Annotated in this window: 18 protein-coding genes; 7 read left to right on the top strand and 11 right to left on the bottom strand. The window is 73.5% G+C overall.

The annotated features are described in order from the left end of the window. Window positions 1–44: 44 nt before the first annotated feature. Window positions 45–920 carry a shikimate dehydrogenase gene (locus ABD363_RS03360; protein ID WP_344599826.1) on the top strand — a complete coding sequence of 292 codons (876 nt, stop codon included), beginning with the start codon at window positions 45–47 and terminating at the stop codon, window positions 918–920. A gap of 41 nt (window positions 921–961) precedes the next feature. Then, window positions 962–2,758, top strand: coding sequence for a bifunctional sugar phosphate isomerase/epimerase/4-hydroxyphenylpyruvate dioxygenase family protein (locus ABD363_RS03355; protein WP_344599825.1), 1,797 nt, complete (start codon window positions 962–964; stop codon window positions 2,756–2,758). Between the two features lie 94 nt (window positions 2,759–2,852). On the opposite strand, the gene ABD363_RS03350 is transcribed toward ABD363_RS03355, so the two are convergent. The 7 genes from ABD363_RS03350 to tkt are packed head-to-tail and all read right to left on the bottom strand — an operon-like array spanning window position 2,853 to window position 11,809. Beyond that, the gene (locus ABD363_RS03350; protein ID WP_344599824.1) at window positions 2,853–3,440 is read right to left on the bottom strand and encodes a histidine phosphatase family protein; all 588 of its coding nucleotides are present in this window, start codon (window positions 3,438–3,440) and stop codon (window positions 2,853–2,855) included. 5 nt (window positions 3,441–3,445) lie between these two features. Further along, window positions 3,446–4,339, bottom strand: coding sequence for a phosphogluconate dehydrogenase (NAD(+)-dependent, decarboxylating) (gene gnd / locus ABD363_RS03345; protein WP_344599823.1), 894 nt, complete (start codon window positions 4,337–4,339; stop codon window positions 3,446–3,448). 1 nt (window position 4,340) lies between these two features. Continuing rightward, window positions 4,341–6,014, bottom strand: a complete 1,674-nt coding sequence (gene pgi, locus ABD363_RS03340; protein WP_344599822.1) for a glucose-6-phosphate isomerase — start codon at window positions 6,012–6,014, stop codon at window positions 4,341–4,343. Further along, window positions 6,007–6,942: a glucose-6-phosphate dehydrogenase assembly protein OpcA gene (gene opcA, locus ABD363_RS03335; RefSeq protein WP_344599821.1), complete on the bottom strand. Its 936-nt coding sequence runs from the start codon at window positions 6,940–6,942 to the stop codon at window positions 6,007–6,009. Before opcA ends, pgi begins: the two co-directional genes overlap by 8 nt. Further along, window positions 6,939–8,549, bottom strand: a complete 1,611-nt coding sequence (gene zwf, locus ABD363_RS03330) for a glucose-6-phosphate dehydrogenase (protein WP_344599820.1) — start codon at window positions 8,547–8,549, stop codon at window positions 6,939–6,941. Before zwf ends, opcA begins: the two co-directional genes overlap by 4 nt. Then, entirely contained in the window at window positions 8,546–9,715 is a 1,170-nt protein-coding gene (tal, locus tag ABD363_RS03325; protein WP_344599819.1) for a transaldolase, read from the bottom strand. Before tal ends, zwf begins: the two co-directional genes overlap by 4 nt. Window positions 9,716–9,733: 18 nt before the next feature. Next, entirely contained in the window at window positions 9,734–11,809 is a 2,076-nt protein-coding gene (tkt, locus tag ABD363_RS03320) for a transketolase (RefSeq protein WP_344599818.1), read from the bottom strand. 157 nt (window positions 11,810–11,966) lie between these two features. On the opposite strand from tkt, the gene ABD363_RS03315 reads away from it, so the two are divergent. Then, on the top strand, window positions 11,967–12,866 hold the full coding sequence (locus tag ABD363_RS03315) for a helix-turn-helix domain-containing protein (protein WP_344599817.1): 900 nt from the start codon (window positions 11,967–11,969) through the stop codon (window positions 12,864–12,866). A 156-nt stretch (window positions 12,867–13,022) separates the two neighbouring features. Here the strand turns inward: ABD363_RS03315 and ABD363_RS03310 are convergent, their stop codons facing one another. Further along, a complete protein-coding gene (locus ABD363_RS03310) occupies window positions 13,023–14,420 on the bottom strand; it encodes a glycoside hydrolase family 16 protein (RefSeq protein ID WP_344599816.1) in 1,398 nt (465 codons plus the stop codon). A gap of 484 nt (window positions 14,421–14,904) precedes the next feature. Between ABD363_RS03310 and ABD363_RS03305 the strand changes: the two genes are divergently transcribed. Next, a complete protein-coding gene (locus ABD363_RS03305; RefSeq protein ID WP_344599815.1) occupies window positions 14,905–16,242 on the top strand; it encodes a 6-phospho-beta-glucosidase in 1,338 nt (445 codons plus the stop codon). Window positions 16,243–16,433: 191 nt separating this feature from the next. On the opposite strand, the gene ABD363_RS03300 is transcribed toward ABD363_RS03305, so the two are convergent. Beyond that, window positions 16,434–17,552, bottom strand: a complete 1,119-nt coding sequence (locus tag ABD363_RS03300) for an ATP-grasp domain-containing protein (protein WP_344599814.1) — start codon at window positions 17,550–17,552, stop codon at window positions 16,434–16,436. A 339-nt stretch (window positions 17,553–17,891) separates the two neighbouring features. Between ABD363_RS03300 and ABD363_RS03295 the strand changes: the two genes are divergently transcribed. Next, window positions 17,892–18,752 carry a metallophosphoesterase family protein gene (locus ABD363_RS03295; RefSeq protein ID WP_344599813.1) on the top strand — a complete coding sequence of 287 codons (861 nt, stop codon included), beginning with the start codon at window positions 17,892–17,894 and terminating at the stop codon, window positions 18,750–18,752. Continuing rightward, on the top strand, window positions 18,749–19,426 hold the full coding sequence (locus tag ABD363_RS03290) for a 4'-phosphopantetheinyl transferase family protein (protein WP_344599812.1): 678 nt from the start codon (window positions 18,749–18,751) through the stop codon (window positions 19,424–19,426). The genes ABD363_RS03295 and ABD363_RS03290 overlap by 4 nt, the downstream gene beginning before the upstream one ends. 43 nt (window positions 19,427–19,469) lie before the next feature. Here ABD363_RS03290 and ABD363_RS03285 read toward each other — a convergent pair whose 3' ends face one another. Both ABD363_RS03285 and ABD363_RS03280 read right to left on the bottom strand, forming a co-directional pair. After that, complete coding sequence (locus ABD363_RS03285) at window positions 19,470–20,000, bottom strand: toxin-antitoxin system, toxin component (protein ID WP_344599956.1); 531 nt, start codon at window positions 19,998–20,000, stop codon at window positions 19,470–19,472. 32 nt (window positions 20,001–20,032) lie between these two features. Next, window positions 20,033–20,692, bottom strand: coding sequence for a helix-turn-helix domain-containing protein (locus tag ABD363_RS03280; RefSeq protein ID WP_344599811.1), 660 nt, complete (start codon window positions 20,690–20,692; stop codon window positions 20,033–20,035). Between the two features lie 223 nt (window positions 20,693–20,915). Here ABD363_RS03280 and ABD363_RS03275 point away from each other — a divergent pair, with 223 nt between their 5' ends. Continuing rightward, window positions 20,916–21,575 (top strand): MmyB family transcriptional regulator, encoded by a 660-nt coding sequence (locus ABD363_RS03275; protein ID WP_344599810.1) that lies wholly within the window; start codon window positions 20,916–20,918, stop codon window positions 21,573–21,575. Window positions 21,576–21,631: the final 56 nt, after the last annotated feature.

Here is a 21,631-nt window from a genome sequence, read left to right as displayed (position 1 = left end):
AACTCACCAGTTCGTACATAACCGAGCCGCTCTGGAGGTCCGCGGTGGCCAAGGACTCGTATCTCGTCGGCCTGATCGGTTCCGGCATCGGCCCGTCGCTCAGCCCGGCCCTGCACGAGCGGGAGGCCGACCGCCAGGGGCTGCGCTACCTGTACCGGCTGATCGACATCGACACCCTCGGCGTGCCGCCCGAGGCGGTGGGCGACCTGGTGCGCGCCGCCCGCGACCTGGGCTTCGACGGCCTGAACATCACCCACCCGTGCAAGCAACTGGTCGTCGGGCACCTGGACGAGCTGGCCCCGCAGGCCGAGGCGCTGGGCGCGGTCAACACCGTGGTCTTCGACGGCGGCCGGGCGATCGGCCACAACACCGACGTCACCGGCTTCGCCGCCTCCTTCGCCCGCGGCCTGCCCGACGCACCGCTGGAGCGGGTGGTGCAGCTCGGCGCGGGCGGCGCGGGCGCGGCCGTCGCGCACGCCCTGCTCACCCTGGGGGCCGGGCGGATCACCGTCGTGGACGCGCTGCCCGAGCGGGCCGCCGCCCTCGCCGCGGCCCTGAACCGGCACTTCGGCACCGGCCGGGCGGCCTGCGCCGCCCCCGACGCCCTGCCGAAGCTGCTCACCGGGGCCGACGGCGTCGTCCACGCCACCCCCACCGGCATGGCCGCCCACCCCGGACTGCCCCTCGCGGCCGAACTGCTGCACCCCGGACTGTGGATCGCCGAGGTGGTCTACCGGCCGCTGGAGACCGAGCTGCTGCGCACCGCCCGCGCGCGGGGCTGCCCCGTCCTCGACGGCGGCGGCATGGCCGTCTTCCAGGCCGCGGACGCGTTCCGCCTGTTCACCGGGCGGGAACCGGACACCGCGCGGATGCTCGCGGAGTTCGCCGGGCTGGCGGACGCCGTGGGAAGCCCCCGGTGACGCGCGGACCACGGCAGACGACCGCAGAGAAAGGCACCGACGTGCGCACGTCCATCGCCACCGTCTCCCTGAGCGGATCCCTCACCGAGAAGCTCACGGCCGCCGCCCGGGCCGGCTTCGACGGCGTGGAGATCTTCGAGGACGACCTGCTGGCCAGCCCCCTCACCCCCGAGGAGGTCCGTGCCCGCTGCGCCGACCTCGGCCTGACGATCGACCTCTACCAGCCGATGCGGGACGTCGAGGCCGTGCCCGCCGACGTGTTCGCCCGCAACCTGCGGCGCGCCCGGCACAAGTTCGAGCTGATGAACAGGCTCGGCGCCGACACGGTCCTGGTCTGCTCCAGCGTCGACCCGCTCGCCGTGGACGACGACGCGCTCGCCGCCGAGCAGCTGAACCGGCTGGCCGGCCTGGCGCAGGACTTCGGCGTCCGCGTCGCCTACGAGGCACTGGCCTGGGGCCGGCACGTCAGCACCTACGACCACGCCTGGCGGATCGTCGCCGCCGCCGGCCACCCCGCGCTCGGCACCTGCCTGGACAGCTTCCACATCCTCTCCCGCGGCTCGGACCCCCGGGGCATCGAGGACATCCCCGGCGAGAAGATCTTCTTCCTCCAGCTCGCCGACGCCCCGCTGCTCGCGATGGACGTGCTGCAGTGGAGCCGCCACTACCGCTGCTTTCCCGGACAGGGCGGCTTCGACGTGGCCGCCCTGGTGCGGCACGTCCTGCGCACCGGCTACGACGGCCCGCTCTCGCTGGAGGTCTTCAACGACGTCTTCCGGCAGGCCCCCGCCGCCCCGACGGCCGTGGACGCCCGGCGCTCCCTGCTGCTGCTCCAGGAGGCCGTCGGCGCGGCGACGCCGCCCGCGCCCGTGGTGCCCACCGGCGTCGCCTTCGCCGAGCTGGTCACGCCCGACGCCGCGCCCGTCTCCGCGCTGCTCGCCGCGCTGGGCTTCGCCCGCACCGCGCGGCACCGGGGCAAGCCCGTCGACCTGTGGCAGCAGGGCGAGGCCCGCGTCCTGGTCAACACCGGACCGGCCGTCTCCCGCGACGGCACCCGGCTCGCCGCCGTCGGCCTGGAGTCGCCCGACCCCGCGGGCGCCGCCCGCCGTGCCGAGGCCCTGCTCGCCCCCGTGCTGCCGCGCCGCCGCGGCCCCGAGGACGTCCCGCTCGACGCGGTCGCCGCCCCCGACGGCACGGAGCTCTTCTTCTGCGCCACCGGCCGGCCCCGCCTGCCCGACTGGCGGGCCGACTTCGCCGACGTGCCGCACGACCCGCCGGGCGCGGCCGTGTCCCGGATCGACCACCTCGCCCTCACCCAGCCCTGGCACCACTTCGACGAGGCGGCCCTGTTCCACCGCAGCGTGCTCGGACTGCGCGCGCAGGAGAGCGTGGACCTCGCCGACCCCTACGGCCTGCAGCGCAGCCGTGCCGTCACCAACGCCGACGGCAGCGTCCGGATCGCCCTCGGCGTCGGCGCGGCGCCCGCCGACGACACCGTGCACGCCCAGCACGTCGCGCTGGCCACCGACGACGTGGTCGCCGCGGCCCGCCGCTTCCGCGCGGCCGGCGGCCGTCCGCTGCCGATCCCCGGGAACTACTACGACGACCTCGCCGCCCGGTACGAGTTCGCCGACGGGGAGCTGGAGACGTACCGCGAACTGGGCATCCTCTACGACCGGGACGCGCACGGCGTGTTCCGGCACTGCTACACCCACACCGTCGGCCGGGTCTTCTTCGAGCTGGTCCAGCGCGACGGCGGCTACCGCGGCTACGGCGCGCGGAACGCGCCCGTGCGGCTGGCGGCGCAGCACGCCGTGAAGGGGTTCACCGGCGGCTGACCGCCCCCGGCACGCCCGCGGCGGCCGTCGTCACCGGGCGCGCCCGGTGACGACGGCGGGTACGCCGGGACCGGCCGGTCCCGGCGTACCCGTGTCACGCCCTGGTGTTCCACTCCGCGATCACGGGCCGCCCGTGCTCCGTCGACAGGCGGCTGAGGGTGCCCGTCTCCAGCCGGAACAGCCGGCCCTCGGACGGCGGCAGGCCCAGCCGGCGGGCGGTGAGGACGCGCAGGAAGTGGGAGTGGGCGACGAGGACGACGTCGCCGCCGGGGAGCGCCGCGGCCACCCGCGACAGCACCCGGTCGGCCCGCCGTCCGACCTGCTCCGGCGACTCGCCCAGGTGCCCCTCCGGGCCGGGCGGCACCCCGTCGGTCCACAGGTCCCAGTCCGGGCGCGTCCGGTGGATCTCGTCGGTGGTGACGCCCTCGTAGCCGCCGTAGTCCCACTCGTGCAGGTCCGCGTCCCGCACGGCCCCGGTCAGCCCCGCCAGTTCGGCGGTGCGCGTCGCGCGGCGCAGCGGGCTGGTCAGGACGAGCGCGAAGGCGTGGTCGGTCAGCAGCGGGGCGAGCGACTTGGCCTGCGCCTCGCCGGCCGGGGTGAGGGGCAGATCGGTGAAGCTGGTGTGCTGCCCCGATCTGCTCCACTCGGTCTCGCCGTGGCGGACCAGAAGGATGTCCCCCACGGCCGTCACGCCTTCTTCGCCGACTCGACGGCGTGGCCGCCGAACTGGTTGCGCAGCGCGGCGATCATCTTCATCTGCGGCGAGTCCTCCTGACGGGAGGCGAACCGCGCGAAGAGGGAGGCGGTGATCGCGGGCAGCGGCACCGCGTGGCCGATCGCGGCCTCCACCGTCCAGCGGCCCTCGCCGGAGTCCTCGGCGTAGCCGCGCAGCCCCGTCAGGTGCTCGTCCTCGTCGAGGGCGTTGACCGCCAGGTCCAGCAGCCAGGAGCGGATGACGGTGCCCTCCTGCCAGGAGCGGAAGACCTCGCGGACGTTCTCCACGGAGTCGATCTTCTCCAGCAGTTCCCAGCCCTCGGCGTAGGCCTGCATCATGGCGTACTCGATGCCGTTGTGGACCATCTTCGCGAAGTGCCCGGCGCCCACCTTGCCCGCGTGGACGTAGCCGTAGGGGCCCTCCGGCTTGAGCGCGTCGAAGACCGGCCGGAGCCGGTCGACGTGCTCCTTGTCGCCGCCGACCATCAGGGCGTAGCCGTTCTCCAGGCCCCACACGCCGCCGGAGACGCCCGCGTCGACGAAGCCTATGCCCTTGGCGCCCAGTTCGGCGGCGTGCTTCTCGTCGTCGGTCCAGCGGGAGTTGCCGCCGTCGACCACGATGTCGCCGGGCTGGAGCAGCTCGCCGAGTTCGTCGATGACGGACTGGGTGGCGGGGCCCGCCGGGACCATCACCCACACCGTGCGCGGCGCCTGCAGCTTGTCGACGAGGTCGGCGAGGCTCGCCGCGTCGGAGAGCTCGGGGTTGCGGTCGTATCCGATGACGGTGTGGCCGGCGCGGCGGATCCGCTCACGCATGTTGCCGCCCATCTTCCCCAGACCGATGAGACCGAGTTGCGTCGCTGTCATGTCAGTTCACTTCTCCTTGGGCGTTCCCGGTGTTCCGCAGCGAGCGGTAGGCGGCCACGAGGGCGGTGGTGGAAGGGTCCAGGCCGGGGACGTCGGCGCCTTCGGTCAGGGCGGGCTCGACGCGCTTGGCGAGGACCTTGCCGAGCTCGACGCCCCACTGGTCGAAGGAGTCGATGTTCCAGACCGCGCCCTGGACGAACACCTTGTGCTCGTAGAGGGCGACGAGCTGGCCCAGCACGGACGGGGTCAGCTCGCGCGCCAGGACGGTGGTGGTGGGGCGGTTGCCCTGGAACGTCCTGTGCGGCACCAGCTCCTCGGGCACGCCCTCGGCGCGCACCTCCTCCGGCGTCTTGCCGAAGGCCAGCGCCTGGGTCTGGGCGAAGAAGTTGGCCATCAGCAGGTCGTGCTGGGCCCTGAGGTCCTCGCTCAGCTCGCCGGCCGGGCGGGCGAAGCCGATGAAGTCCGCCGGGATCAGCTTCGTGCCCTGGTGGATGAGCTGGTAGTAGGCGTGCTGGCCGTTGGTGCCGGGCGTGCCCCACACCACCGGCCCGGTCTGCCAGCCGACCGGGGTGCCGTCGCGCTGCACGGACTTGCCGTTGGACTCCATGTCCAGCTGCTGCAGGTAGGCGGGGAACTTCGACAGGTGGTGGCTGTAGGGCAGCACCGCGTGCGACTGGGCGCCGAAGAAGTTGGTGTACCAGATGCCCAGCAGGCCCAGGATCAGCGGGGCGTTGGCCTCGGCCGGGGCGGTGCGGAAGTGCTCGTCGACGATGCGGAAGCCGTCCAGCATCTCCCGGAACCGGTCCGGGCCGATGGCGATCATCAGGGACAGGCCGATGGCGGAGTCGTAGGAGTAGCGCCCGCCGACCCAGTCCCAGAACTCGAACATGTTGGCCGGGTCGATGCCGAACCCGGCGACCTTCTCGGCGTTGGTGGACAGGGCCACGAAGTGCCGGGCGACGGCCTTGTCGTCCCCGTCCAGCCCGGCCAGCAGCCAGGCGCGGGCCGCGGTGGCGTTAGTGATGGTCTCGATGGTGGTGAACGTCTTGGACGCGACGATGAACAGCGTCTCGGCCGGGTCCAGGTCGCGCACCGCCTCGTGCAGGTCGGCGCCGTCGACGTTGGAGACGAACCGGACCGTCAGGGAGCGGTCGGTGTAGGCGCGCAGCGCCTCGTAGGCCATCGCCGGGCCCAGGTCGGAGCCGCCGATGCCGATGTTGACGACGTTGCGGATGCGTTTTCCGGTGTGGCCGGTCCACGCCCCGGAGCGCACCCGGTCCGCGAAGTCGGCCATCCTGTCCAGCACCGCGTGCACCCCGGGCACCACGTTGCGGCCGCCGGTCTCGATCACCGCCTCGCGCGGGGCGCGCAGCGCGGTGTGCAGCACCGCCCGGTCCTCGGTGGTGTTGATCCTCTCGCCGCGGAACATCGCCTCCCGCAGGCCGAAGACGTCGGTGGCGGCGGCCAGCTCCCGCAGCAGCCGCAGCGTCTCGTCGGTGACCAGGTGCTTGGAGTAGTCGATGCGCAGATCGCCGACGTGCACGACGTAGCGCTCCGCCCGTCCCGGGTCGGCGGCGAACAGCTCGCGCAGACTCGGCTCCCGCAGGTCGCGGGCGCGGTGCTCTTCCAGGGCGGCCCACTCGGGACGCCGGTTCAGCTGGGGAACGTCAGACATGGGCAACGGCCTCCTTGGCGCCCTCGCCGCGCAGGGCGACGGCGTACATCTCGTCCGCGTCGAGGCGGCGCAGCTCCTCGGCGATGAGTTCGGAGGTGGGCCGGACCTTCAGCGCCAGGGTGCGCGGCGGCTGCCCGGGCAGGGACAGCGTGGCCAGCGGGCCCTCGGGCCGGTCGATGACGATCTCGCCCTGCTCGGTGCCCAGCCGCACCCCGGTGACGACCGGCCCGGCGGTCTCCACCCGGTCCACCGGCACCTGCAGCCGCGCCTGGAGCCAGCGCGCCAGCAGCTCGGCGCTGGGGTTGTCGGCCTCGCTCTCCACGGCCGCCGAGGTGACCGTCAGCCGGGCCTGGTCCAGGGCGGCCGCCAGCATCGAGCGCCACGGCGTCAGCCGGGTCCAGGCCAGGTCGGTGTCGCCCGGCGCGTAGTGCCGGGCCCGGGCCTCCAGCTCCCGCAGCGGCCGCTCGACGGCGTACAGGTCGGTGATCCGGCGCTGGGCGAGGGCGCCCAGCGGGTCCTTCGCCGGGTTCTCCGGCGCGTCCACCGGCCACCACACCACCACCGGCGCGTCCGGCAGCAGCAGCGGCAGCACCACCGAGTCGGCGTGCTCGGACACCTCGCCGTACATGCGCAGCACGACCGTCTCGCCGGTGCCCGCGTCGGCGCCCACCCGGACCTCGGCGTCGAGGTGGGAGCGGGTGCGGTCGCGCGGGGTGCGGGCGTGCCGCTTGATGACGACCAGGGTGCGCGAGGGGTGCTCGTGCGAGGCCTCCTCGGCCGCCCTGATCGAGTCGTAGGCGTTCTCCTCGTCCGTGACGATCACCATCGTCAGGACCATGCCCACGGCCGGCGTGCCGATGGCGCGGCGGCCCTGCACCAACGCCTTGTTGATCTTGCTTGCCGTGGTGTCGGTCAGGTCGATCCTCATGGCCTGCGCCAGCTCCGTCCGTCTCGTGCGAGCATCTCGTCGGCTTCCTCGGGTCCCCAGCTGCCCGCGGCGTACTGCGCGGGCCTGCCGTGGGCGGCCCAGTACTCCTCGACCGGGTCGAGGATCCTCCAGGACTCTTCCACTTCCTGGTGACGGGGGAACAGGTTGGCGTCGCCCAGGAGGACGTCGAGGATGAGCCGCTCGTACGCCTCCGGGCTGGACTCGGTGAAGGACTCGCCGTAGGCGAAGTCCATCGACACGTCCCGGATCTCCATCGACGTGCCCGGCACCTTGGAGCCGAACCGGACCGTCATGCCCTCGTCGGGCTGGACCCGGACGACCACCGCGTTCTGGCCCAGCTCCTCGGTGGCGGTGGAGTCGAACGGCGAGTGCGGGGCGCGCTGGAAGACCACCGCGATCTCCGTCACCCGGCGGCCCAGCCGCTTGCCGGTGCGCAGGTAGAACGGCACCCCCGCCCAGCGGCGGTTGTCCACCTCCAGCTTGATCGCCGCGTAGGTGTCGGTGGTGGAGTTCGGGTCGATGCCCTCCTCCTCCAGGTAGCCGCGCACCTTCTCGCCGCCCTGCCAGGCGGCCGTGTACTGCCCGCGCACGGTGTGCCTGCCCAGGTCCTCCGGCAGCTTCACGGCCTGGAACACCTTCAGCTTCTCGGTGAGCAGCGACTCGGCGTCGAAGGAGACGGGCTCCTCCATCGCGGTCAGCGCCATCAGCTGCAGCAGGTGGTTCTGGATGACGTCCCGCGCCGCGCCGATGCCGTCGTAGTAGCCCGCCCGGCCGCCGATGCCGATGTCCTCGGCCATGGTGATCTGCACATGGTCCACGAAGGACCGGTTCCAGATCGGCTCGAACAGCTGGTTGGCGAAGCGCAGCGCCAGGATGTTCTGGACCGTCTCCTTGCCCAGGTAGTGGTCGATGCGGAACACCTGGTCCGGTTCGAACACGTCGTGCACGAGCGCGTTCAGCTCGCAGGCGCTCGCCAGGTCGTGCCCGAACGGCTTCTCGATCACCGCCCGGCGCCAGGAGCCCTCCGGGGCGTCGGCCAGCCCGTGCTTCTTCAGCTGCTGGACGACCTTGGGGAAGAACTTCGGCGGCACGGAGAGGTAGAAGGCGTAGTTGCCGCTGGTGCCGCGCGCCCGGTCGAGCTGGTCGACGGTCTCCCGCAGCTGCTTGAACGCGGTGTCGTCGTCGAAGTCGCCGGGGATGAACCGCATCCCCTCGGCGAGCTGCTGCCAGACCTCCTCCCGGAAGGGCGTGCGGGCGTGCTCCTTGACCGCGTCGTGCACCACCTGCGCGAAGTCCTGGTCCGCCCACTCCCGGCGGGCGAAGCCCACCAGGGAGAAGCCCGGCGGCAGCAGGCCGCGGTTGGCCAGGTCGTACACGGCCGGCATCAGCTTCTTGCGGGACAGGTCGCCGGTGACGCCGAAGATGACCAGACCGGACGGGCCCGCGATGCGGGGCAGCCGGCGGTCGCGCGCGTCGCGCAGCGGGTTGGTCCAGTCGGTGGCGGGCAGGGCGGGCAGGGTCACGGCGGTCCGCTCCGCCTTCCCCCCGGCCGCCGGGGCGCCCGTCCCGGACAGCTTCTTGTTCATTCCCCGTCAACTCCCTTGCTGGTGAGGGACTTCGTGACCGCGTCCAGCAGGTCCTGCCAGGCCGCCTCGAACTTGGCGACGCCCTCCCTCTCCAGCTGCTCGACGACCTCGGCGTAGGAGATGCCGAGCCGCTCGACGGCGGCGAGGTCGGCACGGGCCCGGGCGTAGCCGCCGGTGACGGTGTCGCCGGTGACGGCGCCGTGGTCGGCGACCGCGTCCAAGGTGGCCTCCGGCATGGTGTTGACCGTGCCGGGCGCGACCAGCTCCTCCACGTACCGGGTGTCCCGGTACGCCGGGTCCTTCACACCGGTGGAGGCCCACAGGGGCCGCTGCTCGGTGGCGCGGTCGCCGGCCAGGGCGCGCCAGCGCCCACCGGGCGGCGTCCGGCCGTCGGCGGAGCCGAACACCTCCTCGTACGCCTGGTAGGCGAGCCGCGCGTTGGCCAGGGCCGCCTTCCCCTTCAGCGCGAGGGCCTCGTCCGTGCCCAGCAGGGTCAGCCGCTTGTCGATCTCGGTGTCGACGCGGGAGACGAAGAAGGACGCCACGGAGTGGATCCGCGACAGGTCGAGCCCGGCCGCCCGGGCCTTCTCCAGGCCGGCGAGGTAGGCGTCCATGACCGCGCGGTAGCGCTCCAGCGAGAAGATCAGCGTGACGTTGACGCTGATGCCGGCGCCGATCACCTCGGTGATCGCCGGGAGTCCGGCCCCGGTCGCCGGAATCTTGATCATCACGTTGGGGCGGTCCACCAGCCAGGCCAGCTGCCGGGCCTCGGCGACGGTCGCGGCGGTGTCGTGGGCGAGGCGCGGGTCGACCTCGATGGAGACCCGGCCGTCCCGGCCGCCGGTCGCCTCGTACACCGGCCCTAGCACGTCGGCGGCGGCGCGGACGTCGGCGGTGGTCATCATGCGGACCGCCTCGTCGACGGTGACGCCCCGCACCGCCAGGTCGGCGAGCTGCTCCTCGTAGCCCTCACCGGAGCCGATGGCGGCCTGGAAGATGGACGGGTTGGTGGTGACGCCGACGACGTTCCTCGTCTCGACCAGGCGGGCGAGGTCGCCGGACTCGATCCGCCGGCGCGACAGGTCGTCCAGCCAGACGGAGACGCCCTCGTCGGAGAGGCGCTCCAGTGCTCCCGCGGTGGCGGTCGCTTCGGTCACAGTGATCATCTTCTTTCGGCGTCTCGATCAACCGCGGGCGGCGGCCAGGGATTCCCGGGCCGCGGCGGCGACGTTCTCGGGGGTGAAGCCGTACTCGGCGAACAGGGTCTTGGCGTCGGCCGAGGCGCCGAAGTGCTCCAGGGAGACGATGCGGCCGGCGTCCCCGACGAACCGGTGCCAGGTCAGGCCGATGCCGGCCTCGACCGCGACGCGGGCCCTCACCGACGGCGGAAGGACCTGTTCGCGGTACTCGCGCGGCTGCTCCTCGAACCACTCCACGGACGGCATCGACACCACCCGGGTGCCGATCCCCTCGGCCTGCAGCTGCTCCCGCGCGGCGACGGCGAGCTGGACCTCCGACCCGGTGGCGATGATGATCACGTCCGGGGTGCCGGTGTCGGAGTCCCGCAGGACGTAGCCGCCCCTGGCCGCGTCCGGGTTCGGCTCGTACGTCGGCACGCCCTGGCGGGTGAGGGCCAGGCCGTGCGGCGCCGGGCTGGCGGCGTGCCGCTTGAGGATCTCGGCCCAGGCGACGGCGGTCTCGTTGGCGTCGGCCGGGCGCACGATGTTCAGGCCCGGGATGGCGCGCAGCGCGGCCAGGTGCTCGACGGGCTGGTGGGTGGGGCCGTCCTCGCCCAGGCCGATGGAGTCGTGCGTCCACACGTACGTCACCGGCAGCTGCATCAGGGCGGACATGCGCACGGCGTTGCGCATGTAGTCGGAGAACACCAGGAAGGTGCCGCCGTAGACGCGGGTGTTGCCGTGCAGGGCGATGCCGTTCATCTCCGCGGCCATGGAGAACTCGCGGATGCCGAAGTGGATGGTGCGGCCGTACGGGTCGGCCTCCGGCAGCGGGTTGCCCTTCGGCAGGAAGGAGCTGGTCTTGTCGATGGTGGTGTTGTTGGAGCCGGCCAGGTCGGCGGAGCCGCCCCACAGCTCGGGGATCACCGCGCCGAGTGCCTGGAGCACCTTGCCGGACGCGGCACGGGTGGCGAGCGCCTTGCCCGCCTCGAAGACCGGGATCTTCTCCTCCCAGCCCGCGGGCAGCTCGCCCTTGCTGATCCGGTCGAACAGCTCGGCCCGCTCGGGGGCGGCGTCGCGCCAGGAGGCGAGCCGCTTGTCCCAGGCGGCGTGCGCCTCGGCGCCCCGGTCCAGGGCCTTGCGGGTGTGGGCCAGCACCTCCGGCTCGACGGCGAAGCTCTGCTCCGGGTCGAAGCCGAGGACCCGCTTGGTGGCCGCGACCTCGTCCTCGCCCAGCGCCGAGCCGTGCGCGGCCTCGGTGTTCTGCGCGTTCGGCGCCGGCCAGGCGATGATGGTGCGCATCGCGATGATCGAGGGACGTTCGGTCTCGGCCTGCGCGGCCCTCAGCGCCGCGTACAGGGCGTGCACGTCGATGTCGCCGTTGCCGGCGGGCTCGATCCGCTGCACGTGCCAGCCGTAGGCCTCGTAGCGCTTCAGCACGTCCTCGGAGAACGCGGTCGCGGTGTCGCCCTCGATGGAGATGTGGTTGTCGTCGTAGAGGAAGACCAGGTTGCCGAGCTTCTGGTGGCCGGCCAGGGAGGAGGCCTCGGCGGAGACGCCCTCCTGCAGGTCGCCGTCGGAGACGATCGCCCAGACGGTGTGGTCGAAGGGGGACTCGCCCGCGGGCGCGTCCGGGTCGAACAGGCCGCGCTCGTAGCGGGCGGCCATGGCCATGCCGACGGCGTTGGCGACGCCCTGGCCGAGCGGGCCGGTGGTGGTCTCCACCCCCGCGGTGTGCCCGTACTCGGGGTGACCGGGCGTCTTCGAGCCGTGCGTGCGGAACGCCTTCAGGTCGTCCAGCTCCAGCTCGTAGCCGGCCAGGTACAGCTGGGTGTAGAGGGTGAGCGAGGTGTGGCCGGGGGACAGGACGAAGCGGTCACGGCCGGTCCACTCGGGATCGGCGGGATCGTGACGCATCACCTTCTGAAAGAGCGTGTACGCGGCGGGAGCCAGGCTCATCGCCGTCCCCGGATGGCCGTTGCCGACCTTCTGCACGGCATCGGCCGCCAGCAGGCGGGCGGTGTCGACGGCACGCCGGTCGAGGTCGGTCCATTCGAAGCTGTCCGATGTCTGCGTGCTCATCTTCAAGAAGTCCTCGATCGAAGCGAAGTGGCTGGTCTGACGTGTTCAAAACTAAAAGTCTGACTTTTTTGCGGGAAGGTCGAGGTGTGCCAGCCTGTGGTGAAAGTGGGACACCCCACCACGGCATGACGCACCAGCAGGACGGCACGAGAAGGACATGGCGGACGAAACCCCCCAGGACGACGGCGATGGCGGCGACGGGATCAGAACGTTCCCCTTCCCGGTCGATCGGAGCGTCCTCGGCGTCGGCATGCAGGTCGGCCCGATGGGCACCGGCCGCACCTGGCCCACCGCGGCCCCGCTGGGCCGGGTGCACCGCATCGACTTCCACGTCGTCATGCTCTTCACCGGCGGCCCGGTCCGGCACATGATCGACTTCGCGGAGCACGAGGCGACGGCCGGCGACCTGCTGTGGATCCGCCCGGGGCAGGTCCACCGCTTCTCGCAGGAGAGCGAGTACCGCGGAACCGTCCTGACCATGCAACCCGGCTTCCTGCCCCGCGCCACCGTGGAGACCACCGGCCTCTACCGCTACGACCTGCCGCCCCTGCTGCGTCCCGACCCGGCGCAGCGGGCCGGCCTGGAGGCCGCCCTCGCCCAGCTGCGGCGCGAGTACGAGGACACCGCGACCCTGCCGCTGGGCCTGCACACCGCGGTGCTGCGGCACTGCCTGACGGCGTTCCTGCTGCGCCTGGCCCACCTCGCGGCGAGTTCCGCGCGGACGGCGGGCGGGCAGACCGACACCGCCTTCACCCGGTTCCGGGACGCGGTGGAGCGGGGTTTCGCCACCAACCACAGCGTCAGCGCCTACGCCGACGCGCTCGGCTACTCCCGCCGCACCCTGGTCCGCGCGGTCCGCGCCGCCACCGGCGAGACCCCGAAGTCCTTCATCGACAGGCGCGTGATCCTGGAGGCCAAGCGCCTCCTCGCCCACACCGACCTGCCGATCGGCCGGGTCGGCGCGGCGGTCGGCTTCCCCGACGGGGCGAACTTCTCCAAGTTCTTCCACCAGCACACGGACATGACCCCGGCGGCGTTCCGGGCGGAGCTGCGCTGAGGGCGGCGGCATGCGAAAGGGGCCCCACGCACGCGTGGGGCCCCAGCCAGACCCGACTTTTCGACGATGTCCTTCTGCAGGGGCCCCACGCACGCGTGGGGCCCCACCGGAGAGGACCGGGCGGGGTTCCGGGGAGCGGGACCCCGCCCGGGCCGGTCAGCGCCCGAAGGTGAACCAGTTGACGTTCACGAAGTCCGCGGGCTGTCCGCTGGTGAAGGTCAGGTACACGTCATGCTTTCCGGTGACCGGGCCGATGTTCGCGGGGATGGTCCGCCACGACTGCCAGCCGCCCGTGCTGCCCACCGCGAAGCTGCCGACGGGCGCGCTGGTGCGGCTGTCCAGGCGCACCTCGACCAGGCCGCTGACGCCGGACGCGGCCCCGCTCGCGACCCGCGCGGAGAACTGCCGGGCCGCGCTGGAACCGAAGTCGACGCCCTTGTACTGGACCCAGTCGCCGTTCGCGAGGGCGCCGATGTTCTGGCCGCCGCCGGAGTCGGAGGTGGCCTCGGTGATCACCCCGGACTGGCCGTCGAACGACTCGGCCTGGATGGTGCCGTAGGCGTCGCGGCTGCCGGTCGGCGGAGGCGTGGTACCGCTCCCACCGGCCGACAGCACCTGGACGTAGTCCACGAGCATCGGGTGGCCGGGCTGGGTGCCGCCGTCCGGGCCGCCGCCGAAGGCGTTCGGGAAGCCGCCGCCCATCGCCACGTTCAGGATGATGTAGAAGCCGTGGTCGGTGGCGTTCGCCCAGGTCGTCGCGTCGACCTGGTTGGCCCGTACGGTGTGGTAGTTGACGCCGTCGACGTAGAAGCGGATCTCCTCCGGGCTGGTCGAGCGGTCCCACTCCATCCGGTAGGTGTGGAAGCCGGCCGTGCAGGCGGTGCCGGGACAGGCGGTGCTGCCGCCGATGCCGCTGGTCTCGTTGCACGGGCCGCCCGGCGAGGTGCCGCAGTGCATCGTGGCCCACACCGTGTTCAGGCCCTGGGTGTTCTCCATGATGTCCAGCTCGCCGACGGCGGGCCAGTTCCAGTAGTTGCCGCGGTAGGGCGCGCCCAGCATCCAGAACGCCGGCCAGTAGCCCTTGGCGGCGGCGCCGGTGACGTTCGGCACCTGGATGCGGGCCTCCACGCGCAGCTTGCCGCCGGCCGGGGGCTGGAAGTCGGCGCGGTTGGTCTCGATGCGGCCCGAGGTCCAGTTGCCGGCCGCGTCGCGCAGCGGCGTGATGCGCAGGTTGCCGTTGCCGTCGAGGGAGACGTTGTTCCTGCTGGACGTCATCGTCTCGACCTCGCCGGTGCCCCAGTTGGCGGGGCCGCCGGGATAGCCGGTGCCGGTCGCGTACTGCCAATCGGCCGTGTCGACGCCGGATCCGGCGGCGCCGTCGAAGTCGTCCAGGAAGACCTGCGTCCAGCCCGACGGGGGCGGGGGAGCGGAGGCGCTCGCGGACGGCGTGGCGACGGTGGCGCCGGCGACCGCGAGGCCGAGGGTGCCGAGTACGGCGACGAGCGCGCGGCGCAGGGGCCGGCGTCTGCGGGGCGTGCCGGAGGTTTCGCTCATGTGGGGATGCCTCCCGGGTACGGAACGGGGTGGTGCGGGTGTCCCAGGAGAGCGCTCCCGGCTGCGTGAGAGCGCTCTCAAAGTGCCGCCAATGTGCTCCGAGCCCATCCGGTCGTCAAGAGGTGAAACCGATGAAGTCCCGCCGCGCCAGGGGAGTTCATCCCGTGAAGGACCCGAATGCGGCAAAGAACGCCGCGCGTCGGGCCGTACGGCCGAAGGCGTGCCCCGCGCCGCACCCGGGGGGCGTGCGTTCCCGTCGCGCGGGCGCGACGGCCGTCGAGGGCCGGCCGGGCGTGCCATGATCGAGGCCGGCGGACGGGGCGTGCCGCGCACCGGCGCGGCGGGGCTCCCGGGCACGGGGACCGCGCGGTCCACGGCCCCGGGACCCGGACGCGGTGAGGACGGACGAGCCGGCCGGCACGGCGCCGCGGGCCTTCCCGCGGGAGGCGGGCGCCGAGGCGGCCGTGGCGGGAAGGGTGCAGAGGTGAAGCTGACGATTCTGGGCGGCGGCGGATTCCGGGTGCCGCTCGTGTACGGGGCGCTGCTGACGGACCGGGCGGAGGGCCGGGTCACCCGGGTCGTGCTGCACGACCTGGACGCCGGCCGGCTCTCCGCGGTGACCCGCGTGCTCGCCGAGCAGGCGGCCGGCGTGCCCGGCGCGCCCGAGGTGAGCGCCACCACCGACCTGGACGAGGCGCTCACCGGCGCCGACTTCGTGTTCTGCGCGATCCGCGTCGGCGGCCTGGAGGGCCGCGCGCACGACGAGCGGGTGGCCCTCGCGGAGGGCGTCCTCGGTCAGGAGACGGTCGGCGCGGGCGGGATCGCCTACGGCCTGCGGACGGTCCCGGTGGCCGTGGACATCGCCCGGCGGGTGGCCCGCCTCGCCCCCGACGCCTGGGTCATCAACTTCACCAACCCCGCGGGTCTCGTCACCGAGGCCATGTCCCGCCACCTCGGCGACCGCGTCGTCGGCATCTGCGACTCCCCGGTCGGCCTCGGCCGCCGCGTCGCCCGGGTGCTGGGCGTCGACCCGCGCGAGGCGTTCGTCGACTACGCCGGCCTCAACCACCTCGGCTGGGTGCGCGGCCTGCGCGTCGACGGCCGCGACGAACTGCCGCGCCTGCTCGCCGACCCCGAGCTGCTGGGCTCCTTCGAGGAGGGCAGGCTCTTCGGCGCCGACTGGCTGAGGTCGCTCGGCGCGATCCCCAACGAGTACCTGCACTACTACTACTTCAACCGGGAGGCCGTCCGGGCCTACCAGCGGGCCGAGAAGACCCGCGGCGCCTTCCTGCGCGACCAGCAGGCCCGCTTCTACGCGCGGATGGAGGACCCCGACGCCCCGGCCCTGGAGATCTGGGACCGCACCCGCGCCGAGCGCGAGACCACCTACATGGCCGAGAACCGCGAGACCGCGGGCGCCGGCGAGCGCGACGAGGAGGACCTGTCCGGCGGCTACGAGAAGGTGGCCCTCGCCCTGATGCGGGCCGTCGCCCGCGACGAGCGCACGACGCTGATCCTCAACGTCCGCAACCGCGCCACCCTTTCGGTCCTCGACGCCGAGGCCGTCGTCGAGGTGCCGTGCCTCGTCGACGCCAACGGCGCGCACCCCGTCGCGGCCGACCCGCTGCCCGGCCACGCCACCGGCCTGGTCTGCGCGGTGAAGGCGGTCGAGCGCGAGGTGCTCGCCGCCGCCGAGTCGGGTTCCCGCGCGGCGGCGGTCAAGGCGTTCGCGCTGCACCCGCTCGTCGACTCCGTGACCGTGGCCCGCCGCCTCGTCGAGGGCTACACCGCCGTCCACCCCGGTCTCGCGTACCTGCGGTAGGGCGTGTCCGGTGCCGCGCCCGGCGGACACCGCCGGGCCGAGGGCGGGCCGGGCCCGCAGACCGCGCCGGCGGTGTTCCCGCGAACCGCCGGGGGAGCGAGGGACGCGCAGGCCGGAGCGCGGCCACGGTGGACGCGGAGGCCGCCGTGACGTGTCGCCCCCGCCCGCCCGGCACCGCGGCCGGCGCGCGTCTACAGCGGCAGCGCCTCGGCGGCGGTCCCGACGGCGCGCACCGGGGCGGGAGGGACCGGCAGCAGCTCCCCCTCCTCCACGGGCCGCGGCGGCGTCGCGGCCCGCAGCGGACGCGGCCCGGACACCACCGTGTAGTCCTGCCCGAGGAACGGCGGCACGATCTCGCCCGGGTCCTCGCCGAGCGCCAGCCGCACCGCGGCCCAGGGGGCGTTGACCCCGCACAGCGACAGCTGGTGCAGCCCGCCGGCCGGGCGGGTGTTGACGTCCATCAGGACCGGCCGCTCGCCGTACATCCGGAACTGGATGTTGGACAGGTGGTGCAGCCCGAAGCCCTCCGCGATCCGCCGCGCGGGCTCCAGCCACCGCTCGTCCAGCGTGAAGCCCCGGCGGCGGCCGTTCTTGGTGCGGCCCACCGCCAGCCGCACCCGGTTGTCGCGCCCGGTGAGGCAGTCCACCGACACCTCCGGCTGCTCCAGCCGCGGCATCACCAGCCAGTCGACCGGCTCCTCGGCCCTCCGCAGCGCCTCGACGACCAGGTCCAGCGGCACGTACGGGCTCGGGAAGCCGCTCAGGTGCACGAGCGAGAAGGGCGCGCGCGTGACCACGCGGAAGCCCACCCCGCCCGCACCGGACACCGGCTTGAAACACGCCTTGTGCCCGCTCGCCTCCAACTCGTCGACGGCGGCGACGAGTTCGTCCGCGTCGCGCACCCGCCACCACGGCGGCGTCGGCACGCCGATCGCCTGGACCGCCTGGTAGGCGATCACCTTGTCCCGGAAGACGGCCACGGCCTCGGGCGGCGGCGCCAGCAGTGCCGTGCCGGCCGCCTCGAACTCGGCGCGGTGCGCCACGATCGCCGCCTGGTGCAGCCGCGGCACGAACACGTCGATGCCGCGCCGCGCGCACTGGTCCAGGGCGTACTCGACGTACGCGGCGGGGGACAGGCCCTCCGGTTCCAGGTCGGCGGTGTCGGCGGCGGCCAGCACGGGGGAGTCCGGGTCGCCGTGCGTGGCGTGGATCTCCACCGCCCGGTCGCTGGGATTTCTCCGCAGCTGATCCATGAAGAACACGTTCTCCGCGTACGTGCGGTTCAGCCAGACGCGTACGCGAGAGACCATGCAGGCCGCCTTTCACGGTTCGCGGGCAGGGCGAAGCAGGCCGTGCCCGGCCAGGGGGGTAGGGAGGGACACCGAACCGCCCTGTGCGAGAGGGGATGCGCGGCGGTGGTGTTGGGGCGATCATACGGCTTCGCGGGAGTGCCGCGTGCAACGCGCGTGTTACGGGTTCCCCGCTCACGCACACCGGTCACGCCTGCCGCTCGCGCCCGCCGCTCGGCGCCCGCGGACCGCGCGGACGCCGACCCGCCGGCCCGGTCCGCCCTTGTCCCCCGGACGCGGATGTGATCTCTTGGACGCGTCGTGTGCCCGCGGGGGCGACGAGCGCGGAGGAGGCGGAGGATGACGTCGACGACCGGCCGTGCCGGGCAGCTGTGGGCCATCAGCGACCTGCACATCGGATACCCGGAGAACCGCGCCCTGGTCGAGGACATGTACCCCGAGTCGGACGGCGACTGGCTGCTGGTGGCCGGCGACGTGTCGGAGACCGTGTCCGACATCCGGTGGGCGCTGAAGACGCTCGCGGACCGGTTCCACCGGGTCGTGTGGGTGCCGGGCAACCACGAGCTGTGGACCCATCCGAGGGACACCGTCGCCCTGCGCGGCGTCGCCCGGTACGAGCACCTGGTCGAGATGTGCCGCGACCTCGGCGTGACCACGCCCGAGGACCCCTACCCGGTCTGGGAGGGACCCGGCGGACCGGCGGTGGTGGCGCCGCTGTTCCTGCTGTACGACTACTCGTTCCTGCCGGCCGGGTGCGCCACGAAGGAGGAGGGGCTGGCGTACGCGCACGGCACCGGGATCGTGTGCAACGACGAGTACCTGCTGCACCCCGACCCCTATCCGAGCCGCGAGGACTGGTGCCGGGCGCGGGTCGCCGAGACCGCGCGCAGGCTCGCCGAAATCCCCGGCGACCTGCCCACGATCCCCGTCAACCACTACCCGCTGGACCGGCATCCGACGGACGTGCTGTGGCACCCCGAGTTCGCCATGTGGTGCGGCACCCGGCTGACCGCCGACTGGCACCGCCGGTTCCGCGTCGACACCATGGTCTACGGCCACCTCCACATCCCGCGCACCACCTGGCACGAGGGAGTGCGCTTCGAGGAGGTGTCGGTGGGCTATCCGCGCGAGTGGCGCAAACGGCCGCAGCCGCCGGGCCGGCTGCGCCGCATCCTGCCGAGGGAGGCCGGGTCCCGGTGATCGAGGAACTGCTGCCGGACACGGTGGTCGCCGTGGAGACGTACGGCCACGACACCGGGGACGCACCGCTGTACCCCGAGGAGGAGGCGCTCGTCGCGCGGGCGGTGCCCAAGCGGCGGCGCGAGTTCGCCGCCGTGCGCGCCTGCGCCCGCCGGGCCATGGAGAAGCTCGGCGTGCCGCCGCAGCCCGTGCTGCCCGGGGAGCGGGGCGCCCCGCAGTGGCCGTCCGGCCTGGTCGGCAGCATGACCCACTGCGAGGGCTACGGCGCCGCCGCCCTGGCCCGCGACGGCGACCTGGCCGCGCTCGGCATAGACGCGGAACCCCACGGGCCGCTGCCGGACGGAGTGCTGTCCGCGGTGTGCCTGCCGACGGAGGCGCAACGGCTGCACCGGCTGGCCGAGCAGCGGCCCGCGGTCCACTGGGACCGGCTGCTGTTCAGCGCCAAGGAGTCCGTCTACAAGGCGTGGTTCCCCCTCACCCGGAAGTGGCTGGACTTCTCGGAGGCCGACATCGAGATCGCGGCGGACGCCGGCGGGGACCACCACGGCACCTTCCGCGCCGCCCTGCTCGTCCCCGGCCCCGAGCTGGCGGGCCGCCGTCTCACCCACTTCGACGGCCGCTGGACGGTCCGACGCGGCCTGGTGGCCACGTCGGTGACGGTCCCGCACGGCTGACCGGCGGCGGCCCCGGCCGGGCGGGCGGGGGAGACCGGCCCGCTCAGCCCCGTGGCCCGAGGTATCCGAGCGACGCCCCGATCCGCCCCGCCAGGTGGTCCCGCTGCACCGGCCCCCGCAGCGACGAACCCGCCAGCCACGTGCGGCACCTGCTCGCCAGCAGCAGGCCGAAGCTCTCGGCCTCCTCCTCGTCGGCGAGGTCGAAGCGGGAGCGCGCGGCGACCGTGCGGACGGTGGCCCGCAGGTCGGCCTCGTCGCCGAGCAGGCGCGCGGCGACCGCGGCGCCCTCGACGTGGTGGCCGTGGTGCCCGGCCTTCATGTGCCACAGCTCGTGCCCGAGGATCACCAACTGGTGGTCGGGCGCGGTGCGTTCCTCGACCACGACGAGGTCCTGGTCGGCCATGTCGAGCCAGAGCCCGCTGGCGGTGCCGGGCGGGAAGGCGGCCGTACGGAAGTGCACGGGGCGGCCCCGGCGTCTGCTCATCGCGGCGCAGAGCGCGGCGTACAGGTCGGCGGGCCGTGCCGGGGCGGGCAGCGTCAGCTCCGCCACCAGCTCGCCGCACAGCCGGCGCATCTCCCTCCCGATGCCCACACCCCTCCCCAGGCTCACGATTCGGGCCGCTTCACGCTCTCCAGGAGCATGTCCAGCCATTCGGCGACCTTGTCGCGGTGCTGGTCGGTGGGCAGCTGCGCGGCCCGCCAGGCGATCCCGCGGACGCCGTGGTCCTGCAGCAGCCGCTCCAGCGGGTCGCCGGCCGCGGCGGCGGCCTCCCGCTCGCGGTCGGCGAGCTTCTGCAGGAGTTCCTGCTCGGTGTGTTGCAGGACGGTCGCGAGCGCCTCGGGGTCCTCGGCCGTGAGGAACCCGGCGTGCACCCGGAAGAACCGCTGGATGGCGTCGCAGTGCTCCATCGTGGGGCGCCGGTCGCCGTTGATGAGGGCGCCCGCCTGCTGGCGCGACATGCCGGCGCCGTCGGCGATCTCCTGCTGGGTGTAGCGGCGTCCGTTCGGCTTCAGCCGGGTGCGGCGCAACAGGTCCAGCCGCTGCACGAACCGCGCCTGCACATCCGGCTCGCCCGCCGGCCGGCCGCTGAGCAGGGCCTTGACCACGGGCTCCGGGACGCCGGAGGCGACGGACAGACGGCCGACGTCGAAGACCTCGGCGTGCGGCACGCCGAGCCGGTCGGCGAGCGCGGTGACACGGGCGACGACGGCCGGCAGCGCGGTCGTCGGCGCGGCGCCCGGACCCTCGACGAAGCCACCCGTCACCGACAGATCTCCTACGTCTCTCACAGGCTTCTCACATGTGGTTGCCGTGAACTTCCCGGAGAGTAGCCCTTCGTCCGAACCCGCATCCAGGTCTCGCCACAACTGTGGCCAATTTCAGCCGTCAACCGGCATGAAATGCCACGATAGTTGACATGCCGCGCGTCCGAGCAGCAGGATCGGGGCGCCGCGGCAGTGCGGCACAGGCAAGAGGGGTGACCTCCCGATGGCATATCAGGCAGGAGGACAGCGGTCGGCACCGCGGTCCGTCCCCGAGACTCCCGCGGCCCAGGCGTACCTGCAGGACTACGCCGCGCTCCTGGAGGCCGTCCCCTTCCCGTCCTTCGTCGTCGACCACCGCTGGGACGTGGTGCTGGCCAACGGCGCCTTCCGGACGCTCTTCCGGGAGGTCGGCCCGCACCCGACGGCGATGCCGGGCGACAACTTCCTCAGGTTCGTCCTGTTCCACCCGGACGCGTCCGCCGTGCTGGGCGAGCACGAGTCGAGCTGGTGCCTGCCGATGCTGGCGCACTTCGCCGCCGCCGTGGAGCGGCACGGCCACGACCACGGGCTGCAGGCCATCCGCCGCGACATCGCCCAGGACCCGATCATGGAGGCCGCCTACCGGCAGGGCCTGCCGCACTGGATCCGCGCGGTCGGCGAGGAGGCCGTCGAGCACGACGGGGCCGTGCGCCCGCTGCACCACCCCGATCCGCGCTGGGGCGCCACCGACTGCCGGGTCGTCGTCGAGACGTCGAGGGCGCTGGAGCGCATGGGCTGCACGCGGCTGACGCTGGTGCTGCGCGAGGCGCGCCGCACCGCCTCCGGCGCCCGCCGCCCCCGCCGTGCCGCCTCCCACCTCCGGGTGGTCCCCGCCGCCGAGTGAGCCGGTCCCGGAACACGCGCCGGACAGTGGCAGCGGCAGCGGCTCCGGGAACGACA

The sequence above is a fragment of the Streptomyces glaucus genome (genome assembly GCF_039533365.1).
Lineage (GTDB): Bacteria > Actinomycetota > Actinomycetes > Streptomycetales > Streptomycetaceae > Streptomyces > Streptomyces glaucus.
This window is presented reverse-complemented; position numbering and strand designations above follow the sequence as displayed.